The sequence below is a fragment of the Candidatus Saccharimonadales bacterium genome (assembly GCA_040903985.1).
Classification (GTDB): domain Bacteria; phylum Patescibacteriota; class Saccharimonadia; order QS-5-54-17; family QS-5-54-17; genus JBBDUI01.
In genome coordinates this window covers 611,813-624,037 of record JBBDUI010000002.1, presented here as the reverse complement: position 1 = coordinate 624,037, position 12,225 = coordinate 611,813, and the positions used below count along the sequence as shown (strand labels likewise).

11 protein-coding genes and 1 tRNA gene are annotated in these 12,225 nt (G+C 42.2%); 1 reads left to right on the top strand and 11 read right to left on the bottom strand.

The window, feature by feature from the left end; translation table 11 throughout:
• Window positions 1-19: 19 nt before the first annotated feature.
• Window positions 20-105 (top strand) — tRNA-Leu (locus WD467_03375).
• A gap of 4 nt (window positions 106-109) precedes the next feature.
• Here WD467_03375 and WD467_03370 read toward each other — a convergent pair.
• The 11 genes from WD467_03370 to WD467_03320 form a co-directional block, all read right to left on the bottom strand.
• Window positions 110-610, bottom strand: a complete 501-nt coding sequence (locus WD467_03370) for a hypothetical protein (protein MEX2452916.1) — start codon at window positions 608-610, stop codon at window positions 110-112.
• A 152-nt stretch (window positions 611-762) separates the two neighbouring features.
• A complete protein-coding gene (locus WD467_03365) occupies window positions 763-1,404 on the bottom strand; it encodes a DUF4389 domain-containing protein (GenBank protein ID MEX2452915.1) in 642 nt (213 codons plus the stop codon).
• Window positions 1,405-1,831: 427 nt separating this feature from the next.
• The gene (locus tag WD467_03360) at window positions 1,832-2,137 is read right to left on the bottom strand and encodes a hypothetical protein (protein MEX2452914.1); all 306 of its coding nucleotides are present in this window, start codon (window positions 2,135-2,137) and stop codon (window positions 1,832-1,834) included.
• A 2-nt stretch (window positions 2,138-2,139) separates the two neighbouring features.
• Complete coding sequence (locus WD467_03355) at window positions 2,140-2,367, bottom strand: helix-turn-helix transcriptional regulator (protein ID MEX2452913.1); 228 nt, start codon at window positions 2,365-2,367, stop codon at window positions 2,140-2,142.
• Between the two features lie 6 nt (window positions 2,368-2,373).
• Window positions 2,374-2,835, bottom strand: a complete 462-nt coding sequence (locus tag WD467_03350; protein ID MEX2452912.1) for a DUF2975 domain-containing protein — start codon at window positions 2,833-2,835, stop codon at window positions 2,374-2,376.
• 163 nt (window positions 2,836-2,998) lie between these two features.
• Window positions 2,999-4,366 (bottom strand): hypothetical protein, encoded by a 1,368-nt coding sequence (locus WD467_03345; GenBank protein ID MEX2452911.1) that lies wholly within the window; start codon window positions 4,364-4,366, stop codon window positions 2,999-3,001.
• A gap of 252 nt (window positions 4,367-4,618) precedes the next feature.
• Window positions 4,619-6,094, bottom strand: a complete 1,476-nt coding sequence (locus WD467_03340; GenBank protein MEX2452910.1) for a hypothetical protein — start codon at window positions 6,092-6,094, stop codon at window positions 4,619-4,621.
• A 50-nt stretch (window positions 6,095-6,144) separates the two neighbouring features.
• On the bottom strand, window positions 6,145-7,617 hold the full coding sequence (locus tag WD467_03335) for a DUF2779 domain-containing protein (protein ID MEX2452909.1): 1,473 nt from the start codon (window positions 7,615-7,617) through the stop codon (window positions 6,145-6,147).
• Window positions 7,618-7,628: 11 nt separating this feature from the next.
• On the bottom strand, window positions 7,629-8,396 hold the full coding sequence (locus tag WD467_03330) for an HTH domain-containing protein (GenBank protein ID MEX2452908.1): 768 nt from the start codon (window positions 8,394-8,396) through the stop codon (window positions 7,629-7,631).
• Window positions 8,383-9,105, bottom strand: a complete 723-nt coding sequence (locus WD467_03325) for a hypothetical protein (GenBank protein ID MEX2452907.1) — start codon at window positions 9,103-9,105, stop codon at window positions 8,383-8,385. The genes WD467_03330 and WD467_03325 overlap by 14 nt, the downstream gene beginning before the upstream one ends.
• Window positions 9,098-12,181 (bottom strand): TaqI-like C-terminal specificity domain-containing protein, encoded by a 3,084-nt coding sequence (locus WD467_03320; GenBank protein MEX2452906.1) that lies wholly within the window; start codon window positions 12,179-12,181, stop codon window positions 9,098-9,100. Before WD467_03320 ends, WD467_03325 begins: the two co-directional genes overlap by 8 nt.
• Window positions 12,182-12,225: the final 44 nt, after the last annotated feature.

The following is a 12,225-nucleotide window of genomic DNA, read 5'->3' as shown; positions in this document are numbered from 1 at the left end:
CCTGAGTGTAATTTCATATGCCCGGGTGGTGGAATTGGTTTACACGCGAAACTTAAAATTTCGTGCCTAACCGGCATGTGGGTTCGAGTCCCACCCCGGGCACCATTAGCTAGTTTTCTACAAACGCTATTCTCTGAATCGGCGGTGAAGCAGCCTCTTCTACTTTCAAAAAGTCCTGTGTCACGGAATCTATAAGCATAGGCTTGAGATACCAAGCTCGCATCCCCACTCTCAACCAGCCTGACTCTACGCCCTCAGCCGCTCCCCATCCTGGATCGATGCGTTCACACCCACCCATCACTAACGCTATATCCAAAGTATCCTGGGGTAGAATTGCACATAGGCCTGAAGGTGAACGATTATCTCGCACTTCTCTTAGCACCACTCTGGGATTACCGCCTTCACTAATAGACAAAACACGCATGTAGTACAGGTGGTTTCCATCAGAAAGCTCACTACTAAAGAGCAACTCATAATCCGGCTGTAGGTAAGATAAGTTTAGTTCAGCAACTTCAAGTACTGTTTCTTCGGCGCTTAAGTGCGGATGAAATGATTCTGCGCTTACAGCTGTTACCGACTCGATTGACCTAGAAGTATCTGGATGTGTCATAACTGAGATTAAGAACCTAGGCGCGCTATTCGTCAAGCACAAGCGTAGTATAAAACTGGCTCTCAGCCTAGTTTATCTAACTACTACACTATAAATAAGCATGCCTGAGACTATCTCCTTGAAGTGTCGAACTAGACTATACGAGCAGTAGCCTAAGACAGACGGAAGGGTGGATATTCATCCGTAACTAGGAGAAAGGCGTAAGCATCAACTCGCCACGCCCAGCGAATTACTCCAACCACATAGTCAAACAGCGCTCGCGGATAACGACCTGTAAAGAGAATGGCAAACCAAGCCACGATGGTGGCTAATACCACGCCCACTGCCAGCACGATCAATACTATGTAGTGCGGTAGGGCTAATAGCCACTTCACTAATGGCAACCACCGGTTCAGCTTCTTCTTGACGTTAGGATAGTCAAGATCGAGCTGGACAGATTGTTTATCGACGGTAGACGGGTAGCTATCGGTAAGCAAAAGTAGGTACGCACCTACTCGCGTGCTGAAACGGTTGAGCTCTAGAGCGAAGTTAAACCACCAGCGGGGATAACGCTGCCTAAACAAAATCATGAGCGCAGTCGCTACGAACAAGCCGCTTACGATGCCGCCGCTACTAGTCGCTACCTCTTTACCGGCCTCATTAACTATAGTTTCGTCACCGGTCGCAGTGAGCAATAAAAGAATTACTACAATCGGAATTGCCCACAAGATACGGACGAAAGTAGTAAAACGGTCCAGTTCTTTAGGGTAGTCGATATCTAGTCGAGCCGGGTATGATTTAGTCAGTAGTGCCATGGTGAATCTCCTTGATTATTGAATTGTTACTTTATGAAAAGCTTTATGGCCAGTTAGAGACCTTATAGCTATAGTTATAGGCCGATGAGTAGATGATGTCTACCCATTTAGCTTAGGCGAGATGCTAAACTGTGCAGAATTATAGACCAAACATCTCTGTCAGCTCCCCACAGCTAAAGTCCCCCAGAGAACCATCAGTCCGATTATAATTTTGACTCTTAGTGGAATACGATTATTGAATTTTATTCCTGCAAAAATACTTTTCGCCGGAAAATATATGAGGGATAAAAAGAGATAAAAGACTCCCGGCACAACATGCACCAATATCAAATTCAGTACCCCGATTACCGCGAATACCACGCCAAATATCCAGCTAATCACTTCATTAGACGTTAAAGATCCATTCACTAACGAGATTTTCCTACTTCTACGACCCCGCAAATGGTGAGCCAAAGATACCGACAGCCAGCTCTGCCCAGATTAGAAAGAGCAGTGTTACGAGCACAAGCGCGAGCATCGCTCGCTGAGCCGGAGCTTTCATCTTGCTCGCTAGCAATTCATAGGTGAATCCAGTACCAAGCAGCAGTATGCCGATAATAACGAAATCAAATAGCTTCCAGTCTACTTCATCAGTGAATTGCATCGCGATAAGCGGAATGAGCAGGATGAGTGCAGTTCCCAGCACGATACGGATTATGTTTCTCTTTCCTATAACTTGGGTATTATTCTCCATTATTAAGCCTCTTCTTTCGTTTCATTATTGCGATACTCTAGTATATCTCCCGGTTGGCATCCAAGCGCTTCACAAATTGCCTCCAAGGTCGACAGCCGCACCGCTTTTGCCTTGCCATTCTTTAAAATAGAGATATTCGCCAGAGTGATGCCTACCTTCTCCGCTAGTTCCGTCACGCTCATCTTACGCTTTGCGAGCATGACATCGATGTTAATGATTATCGCCATCATCTACTCCTAGACCGTCAGGTCGTTTTCAGACTTTATATCGATAGCATTCTGAAGTAAGCGCTGGAATAGGCCAGCTGCGGCGGCAATGACGAGGGAAGCACCAATAATGATAAGCCCGATTAGTACTACTCCCGGAGCGTCATCTCGCTCAGCGACGATGAGAACATACGGCATGCCCAGTACATATAGCCCGCTAATTACAATCCCGCAGTACTTTATATTCCCTAGGACTTTAGTCGATGAGTTCGAGAAAGTTTGATTTTTATCGATATAATCTAGCAGCTTAAACCCTTGGTATAAAGCGATAAAAAACGGAATAGCCGGTACATACATACCGAGTAGGATTAATCTATACCCGCCAACGTCCGACATAAGTGCTTGTGGAATCCCGTAGACACAAAGTGCCAGGACTACTAGTCCGATTGTAAGAATAACTAGTCTTAAGAATATGGTTGATCCTCGATTCATCTATTGCACCTTTTCTATAATTATCTTATGACTAGTCTTGCATACTATTTATCGTTTTGCAATAAATTAATATCGTTATTTATACCAGATTCGATTTCGAGGACAGGCGAACGACTGGTGACATTGTCGATCATTACTGCGCATACCACATATGCTAACCCGATCAGAAGTAGGTTGTAATACGAACCTCGCCACGGGCACCTGCTCCGCCCGTTCCAGTCAGCGACCCGCCGCCGCCGCCGCCGGGAATGCCGCCCGCACCGCCCGTTCCGCTGCCAGTCGACCCAACACCACCTGCACCAGCGAACGTCGAAGGCCCACCGGCTGCTCCATTTGTACTACCGCCGCCGCCGCCGTAGACCGAACCAGCCCCAGGGATTGCCGAGCCCGAACTCCGGCCCCCCCCACCACCACCAAAAGCTGCACCGACGGGGGCTCCACCAGAGCTGCCGGCACCTCCGTCGTGCCCGCCACCTTTGCTGTTTCCTGTAGGGTTACGCGATCCTCCCCCGCCGGTGACACTGTAGCCTGCGAAAGCGCTGCTGCCACCATTACCCGCCGATGCACCGGCCGTTGCACCAGCCCCTCCTGAGCCGACCGTGACTATCTCGGTCGCATCAAGTTCATCAGCGGATACAACAATGAGTAGCGACCCGCCCCCACCTCCGCCACCGTCGCCGAACCCATCCTGTTCTGATCCTCCCCCACCGGCAGCAACGACATGAGCAACGACAAGCTTCGCTCCGGTCGGCTTGACCCATGTCCCCGACGCTGTGAACGTGTCTACCTGCGGCGGCCCCGACGTACCATCACCAATCGCCTGATCATGCTCGGTGATGGCTTGTTGGACATCTATCGCTGTAGTGTATGAAAGGCCGGTCGGATCGAACTCAATGCTGGTAGCTGAATGTGCATCTGCTGCTGCCTCATGATCAGTAACAGCTGTGGTAGCGGTACCGGAGGGATCAGCTCCTACATCACTGGCATCGAGTGAAACAATACCGGTGTTACCGTTGACGGACTGAACAGGGGCTTCGGCAGCCGTGATGAAGGTAGCGGAATGGGCTTCATTACCGTGCTCAGTTGGGGTACGAGTAGCACTGGCATCATCAAGGGTGGCGTCACTGAGCTTGGCGTTGAGGGCAGCCAGGGTGGTAGCACTGTGTTCTATACCACCCAGTGAGTGGCCTTTCGGTATTTGAGGGTCGGCTAATTCACCGGAGAGGCCATCGACGTTCAGTTCGTCAGTTCCGCCGGATTGGTGGGTGGTGGTGTGGGATGCTATATCAGCTGTATCTACATAGTTCTTAGTAGCCGCATCAGTAGCGTTGGTGGGGTCGGCTAACCCGATGATACGGTTTCCACCAAGACTGAGATTGCCGCCCATGGTGTCGCCACTACGGTTGAGCTTCTGGGTTAGCTCGGTACCGCGTTTGAGAGAGCCATCACTAGCTAGTTCGACGCTGAGGAACTCGTTGAGGATATCACCCCATGTTCCTTCGTCTGATCCGGGGATTGGTAGGCGGGGCATAGAATGTTTTACTACCGTTTGTTATATCCATACTCTACAGCGGTTATGGTTGATGGCGCAACTGTGCAGTCTAGGGTTATTGTCCATACTCAGCTTCAATAAAGTAGTCAGGGTTTGTTCATAGTTTGATAATTAAGCATTTGGTGCCGGATAGCTGGTGTATTTCTAACCGCTAACCAAGGCAATGTAGACAATTATAAGTTACAGGATTTAGTAAGGCAATTTAATCTGTCGGCAGATTTGATTACTTAGTTAATTGCTCCTCATCTTACTTGGGCTTAATTGTTCAAGACCATTAATAATTACTAATCTTGGGCATTGTTCTTTTTTGCGTAATTTAGAAGCATACATTTTTTTAAGTTCGTTCAACTGTGAATCTTTGTTATCCACACTTGCTTGAGTTACTAATACAACTACATAGAATGCGATAGCCGCTTTCTCTCGTTCCACATACTCTTGTAATTGTAAATTATATCCGTCAATCAGGTTCTTATTGTTTGATTTTTTAATTTCAACGACCGCCTTATTGCTAGAACCTTGACCAATTGTGAAATCCACAGCACCATTACCAACCGCTGGCTCCCTACTTACCAAAATGTCGTTATTTTGACAGATGTGGTCAGCAGCTGTATGGAAAATAATCTGTGCAGCGTCTTCTCTGACTGGCTTCAAATAATCAGGAGATTCACCTTTTCGGTGGTACAGCAAGGTGTTAGCTCCTAGTTTTTCAATATTACGACGAAACTGGTCTATTACTTGTCCGTCAATAAACTCAACCATTTCGTTTGTATTTTTAATAACCGTGTTTGGTGATTGCAGCTTGTCGTTAAGTTGTGCCGCGAATTTGCTTAGACGAACGTATCCAGCGGGGTCTTTTTGTCTATCATATGGTCTTACAACAGCTTCGTCATAGATGGCTATAAGGGTTTTCATTGCTTCAATTGAACCAGTAACAAGTGCTGGGTTCTTCTTAATCTTTTTTGCGTAATTTGCAATATCGGCTCCGACTAAGTCGTTAAAGGCTTGTCTGCATTTTTCGTTTAACTGGGCGGCAACTGCAATTTCTTCCCAACTAGTCGCCAATGGAAGTTCGCTCAATATCACTAATGGAACAAAAATAAGCGGAGTATCTTTTTTGGGGTGTGCAGGTAGGTTATACTTTGCTTCGTTTATTTCAAATACCTTAACCTTTATACCAAGTTCTTTTGAGACTCTTTGGGTATACGCACAAAGTCGGGGATAAATGATGTGTGATATTAAATCACTAATGCTGTCAGCTCCGAATCTGCTTATAAACAGTCCTAGCATTTCCATAACTTCAAGGTCTTCTACACCGATTGAAATCATTTCAGATAATGATTGCAGTGATTTCCTTGCCACACTTTCTGAAATGGAAGTACCACTATCCCTGCTGTTTCCGTAACCGATTGATAGACCTTTTGGTTCTTCAATGGCAATCATCTTTATTGCAATCTGTCTAATACGTTCGGATTTTGCTGCCTGATTATTTACAGATATCAGTTTACGAACATAGGCACGAATGTCCTCTACAACATTATCAAGTTCAGGTATATCAGTAACATTTATCAACTTAGGGTCAATGAATAATTTAGTATCTATGCCGATTATTGCGTTTAGGATACCCAGTTCTTCAAGTTTTTCTACAGGTACACCAATATGCTCATTGAGAGTTATTAGTTGTTTTCCTTTTTGTTGATTTGCAACCATAAGATTATTGTATCGTTGTTTGGTTGATAACTATATTGCTTACGTTTAACTTATAGTTTCTTTAAGTATTCGTAAATCTTAACCATTGCCAAAGTATCTAAACAGCAGTACTTCAAGAGTGCTTCGTAAGTCTTTTGGGCTTGTTCTTCGTCTACTGCACCCATAACGGCGTCATACCACCGTATTGAAGCGACTAATCCGTTCTGTATATCCATTTCCTTGTATGAGAACTCAGGCACAAGGACTGGTAACACATATTTGATTGAGCTACTGCCTTTGAAATCGTGGTGTACATAATGCTGTTTACTGAATATGTCCATTAGATCAAACACTCTATTATTTATGCCCTCAAGGAACTCCGCGTATTCAGGGAATGCTTTACCCATTTCTGTGTTGCGTCCTGTTTCAAAGACTTTATACCAAACAATAACGCTACCTGTATCTCCGATATTGTTCTGTAGGCTTGCGAGTAGCTCTGGCATTGGTGGATTGGTGCTATCACGCCCAAGATACTCATAATGCTCAAGTTCGCCGTCAGGCTCTCTCAGAACGTGTAAAGAATACTGGAACGGTATTTGTTGGAATGGTGTACAGCCATTAAACATTGGTAAGGCCGATGAAACGGTTTCGTAGTCTAGGAAATAAAGAGGAAATTCAAGTTCGCTTAACAATTCTTGAATAGCTGGCCTGTTTATAATCGGCTCTTTACTCCTAGCCACCAGTACTTGATTTTTCTGACCAATAGAAAGTTTTATGTCCTCTGGTACATCATGTACGTTATGAATGTCTCCATCTACAAGTACTGCCAGATTCTTAGCACCTATTCTTGAAATATTAAAAACAGAATACTCAGGAATATCGGGATTAAGATAATTAAATGTCGAGCAGTGTCCTGAACGAGTTTTAAGTCTACAACTACACTTTTTTGGCTCATCGTTTTGTTTTAATACTTCAATAGCGTCATAGGCTTGTTGCCGTATTGTTGGTAGTATTTTTTCAACCTTTTCTGTAACATCGGTTTGCGTTAAAAGTTCAGATGGCTCTACTGCTGTTTTGCGAACGTAAGTTTTATCTAAATGAATGACAATTACCTTACCAATTTTATAGCCAGCGTCTTCAAATGCCACTCGCTGAAAAGCAAGGTCATATATATGTTCTTTTTTAACAGAGTTGGTAGATTTTACTTCGTACAAATCCCAAGATTGCGTGGCTTCATCAAATTCAATAATATCTGCCATTGCCAATAATTCTTTGTCTGTATAAACAGTAGCTTGGAATATTGCTTGCACATCATTACTTACAAGCCTCTCGGTTTCGTTACGAGCCTTCTTACCGTAAGAACCAACCAGAACAGCGTTAGGAAATAAGCCACGAGCAAAACGCTCAACTTCATTACCTTGTTCTAGTCGCTGATTAATTGCTTCCTCATCATCTACGGGTACGACTTCTTTTTTGTATTTCCATAGCCATAGATAACTTGGACAACATTGATATTTTAGGAAGTCAGATTTAGACAGGTACATAATTTACAAATCTACAGTCTTGAAAGTTGATTAATTATTGACTCCGATAAGTCGGTTTTGTGTATGAGATACTGGTCCCATTTATTACTGTCCGATTTTTTCCTACCTGCTACAAATCCATACAAACTACCGCCTTGAAGATTGTTCGCTAGCCGTTTGAAGTCTGGTGCAGGGACAAGCCATACATAGTCCCACATATCGCCAGTTGAAGTATCAAAGTAGCAAAACAAGTAGACCATTGAATAATTTTCTACTACCCCTGAGGCTTTGACAGTAGCGGTGAATATTTCACTTGGGTTACTGCCAAATCGTGACTTGATTTGAATATACAGTGATTTCAATTGCCCCTTAGGCTTTACAATTAAGTCAATTCCTTCGTCATCGGAAATTGGCTTGAAACAAGACACCTCATTATCACCGTAGAGGGTGATAAGTTCGGCAACTCTAGCCTCAGCAATATCGCCTTTCTGCTTTGATGATACGTTTGAGATGACAGCTTCTTTTTTAGCTTCTTCTGCTATTTCTTCTTTTGTTTCAATGGGTTCAGAATTATCGTTCAAATAAAATGTTGAAGGGGCTGTTTTGATAAACTTTGATTTGATACCTTTTTTATTAATATCAACCACTAGCTGAGCGTTCATGGTTGCCTCTGGTGTTTTGCCGTCTGTTACTAGCAATCCTCGTTGGAGTGCTAATTTAGTAATCTCCTTACTGTGGAGTGGGTTACCGGCTTCTTTTAGAATGTCGTATGCGACTTGTTTGAAACTATTTTGCTGCATTATTTATTAAACCAATCTTCTCTAAGAGCATGTTACCCAATGTTGTGGTCTGAGTATATGACACCTTTGGCTTATTAGTGAATGTATCATATTCTGGCACACCAAGGTCTTTGTTCATTTTGATATTATTTTCAATTAAGCCAAGTCGTTCCAGATGTTCTTTGTAGCTTTCCTGAACTGCCCCTCGTTGGCGTTCCTCTTTACTAGACCCTAGTACAACTTGTACGGGTGAAAGAATATTTTTGTGCAATGCTTGAAAATGAGCCTTATCGTTTAGTGTCCGCTCGTGAAAATAACGAAGCCAGATTACTTCATTGTCGTTTATCTCTGATAACAGTCTCAAAAGATATTTTGCGTTATTAACAGTTGAGTCATCATCTGAAATACCATTTTGAACGATATTCAAAATGTATTTGCGTCTTTCTTCTGATATTGAGCGGGCGACCCGAATAATACTCTCCTCAACTAAATCAATAAATTCTTCGTTATTCCTTAATCTCTTTACTACATGTTCAGGGATAGTCTCTAGCTTATTATTAAGTTCTGTAACGTACTCAGCGATTCTTTCGATTCGTTGATTAGGGATTAACGTTCCTACAATCTCCGCTAAAAAACTACCTGCAATAGGGACAGCGCCTAAGCTCGCTTTTGTTACTATAGCCGTCCAGTCTAGCTTATTGTTTTTTAAGTTATCGTTGGCCTTATTCATTTGTTTGCTTATCAATAATTTCAATTTCTTCATTTGTTAAACCGTACAGTGAATAGACAGACTGGTTGATTTCATAATCAGTGTTTTTGATTTCTTGCTCAAGCGCCAGTAACTCTTTGCGATATTTTTCGTAAAGTATCATCAATTCATCTTTTTGTGAAAGCGTGAGGGTTATCTTGAGTGTTTTTACGAAAGTAGCAAAGTCGATTAACCACCATTTATTGAGTTTAGTCGGCCATTTTTCTATTTGATATTCTGACAAAATGACTTTCTCTATACGAGTCAAAACCTGGTCTTGCTTACTGTATAAGCTAAGTATTTTCTTGGTCAATTTCTCTAAAGAGTCCTGCTCACCTTTTAACCCTATTGCTATCGGTAGCTTTTCAAGAAAAGTCTTGGATATATTTACCGTAAGAGTTGATTTGTTAGAGAAGTTAGTTGAATAGTACCAGTTGAGCAGCCTTGAGTTCAGTAGCGCCAGTACATAATGAGCTGAAACGCCACTGTCATCTTTAAGTATGACGTTATTGACTGAGTTGAACGTATAGAACTGTTCTACATCAAGCGTACATCTTAAAGGATTAAGTCCGCCGCTTATTCTTTGTATAATGATTTTGTCTGATGTGAAGATTTCTTCTTTTCTCGCCCTATTCAATTTTGACCTGTCATAGAGAATGTAGTTATTATCAAAATTGATCGTATACCTACCGAATGATTTACCAAATAATAATGGCTTATAATCATCACTCAGCCGTTCTTTACTAACATATTTAGACTTATCACCGTCAATACCTGGCGAAATAAATTTTGCTATATTCCCTAGAACGATATGATTTGATAGTATTTTTGTTGTTAACGTTACTTCTTCCTTTTTTGCGAGTATGTTAAAAACGTAACTGGCGTTGTTCGAGAAGTTATTTTGCTCTAGCCTAGATTTTTCATTTGGATTTTGTATGTCTATAATGATTTCTGTTTCGTAGTTACTAGATATGCCTTCTTTTCTTCCAATGGACAATATGACTGATGAAGCAGTAACTCCACTGAATATACCTGCTCCAAGATTAACTATCTGTTTAATGGCAAAGTTATCGAGTAAATACTTTCGAAACGCCTCATAAGGCGTAGCTCGAAGTATGCTATTCGGGACAATGTATGAAAGTACACCGCCTTTCGTAAGAAGGTCTAAGCCCTTAGCGATAAACACTGCATATAGATTAATTTTGCCTTTTTGGATATTAAGACCGCGGGACTCAGTAGTAATGCTTTTATTTTCTATGTACGCACTTATAAAATCTTTTGAGCCTTGCGTAAAACCACCTTCACGAGTGAACACCCATGGGGGGTTTCCGACAACTATATCAAAGCCACCTTTGGCAAAGATTTCAGGAAATTCTTTTTCCCACACAAACGCCTTATCGCCAGCAACTTCCGAGTCATCAATTAAACTGTTGCCACATTTGATGTTGTTGTCCAGTGTTGTGAGTTTTTTGCCTTTTTGAGCAGATTTAAGCCAAAGCGATAGTTTAGTAATCTCAACCGATTCATCATTGAGGTCAACACCATAAATATTGTTCTGTAGGATTGATTTTATGTAATCCTCACTACTAAACAAGTTATTGCCGAGAATACTTGCTACACGTTTATTTTCTGCAAGTAGATAATCAAAAACATAAACCAAAAATGCACCTGAGCCACAAGCAGGGTCAACGACTTTTACATTCTGTAAAAATTCTTGATACTTACTGTATGCTTGGCGTTCTCTCTTTTCATAATTTTTGTCTGTAATGTCGCCCTTGAGCTTAAACTCAGACTTTAGACGTTCTTCTTCACCTCGCAAGTAAGCACCGAGTGAATTATCAACGATATAACGCACTATGTAGTCAGGAGTATAGAAAATGCCGTCTTTTTTTCTTCGTGACTGCTGAAAAGAATCTAGGCTTTTAGTTTCTTCGACTTTGCTTTTGATTTCTTCTAGGTCACTAATAGACTGTTCAAAGATATGGCCAAGAATCGTAACGCTTAAATCTTCCTCAAAGTTGTAGTTACTGATGTTTGCTACTTTTCGTAGTGGCTCATCACTTACTTTGAGGGCGTTAAGAGTCGGATCATGTGCAAATAAGCCACCGTTGTAGCCGTCTGGTATTTCTAGTTTTTCGCTACCAACATCAATTGCTTCAAAGAACGCTTTGAAGGTTGACCAGAGCGAACCACCAAACGCTGACTTATCGGCAGCTTGAATAACTCGTTGCAAGGTATTGTCTGGAAGCAAGCCTCGGTCCTCTGCGAAACAGGCAAATACTATGCGGTCAATAATCTTTTGGGCTTTTTCTATACCCATATCAATATCTGAACGTACAGTTTGATTGTGCCTGTAAATGTCTCTTAGCAGATCGAGACGAGCTTCTCGGTACATCTTGTAGAATTTCTTTCCGATTTCTTCCTGCTCATAACGTATATCACTGAGCCAGCCCTCTGTCTTGCTTGCTCCCTTTGGTGTTGTGAGGTTATCACTGTGGAGAAGTGTGTAGAAAGTCTTGAACTTGAGATAGTCGTCATCAGGGTCAACTAAGTCATCGAGTGTCCATAGCTCATAATCAAGTTGATTGTCGTGGTATAGCCTGAACTCCCAAAAGTTACTGACAACCACAAATGGACAGTTTCTATACTGAGTCTTGTACTTGAACCCCTGTTGCACAGGACTCATGTTGCCCTCACGCCGTTGTGGTCTGTCTAACTCAATACTTGCACCCTTTAATTCCACTACAGCTGCAATATTCTTGATGTCTTGTGTTACGTCAGTGTGGCTAAGAACAGCGTCAGGGAGTTGACCTTTATCAGTAGTAGCTTTTGGCTCAAAGCTATACGGCACTGTAGGTTTTTCTTTATAACCTAAAATCTTTATGAAAAAGTCATGATTGTAGGCTTGCTCGCGGGAAGTTTCTTTATCTGCTTTTAAGCTACCTTTGTGATAATCATTGTGCCAAGTTTTAACGATTGCAATTTTATCTTCTAAGTCAGAAGTTTGTAGTTTTGTCGCTATATCACGAAGTTTGTTTTTACCAAATAGACTAGCCATATTATGCAACATTGTACGCTATAAACACCTCTGTTTATAGTCCA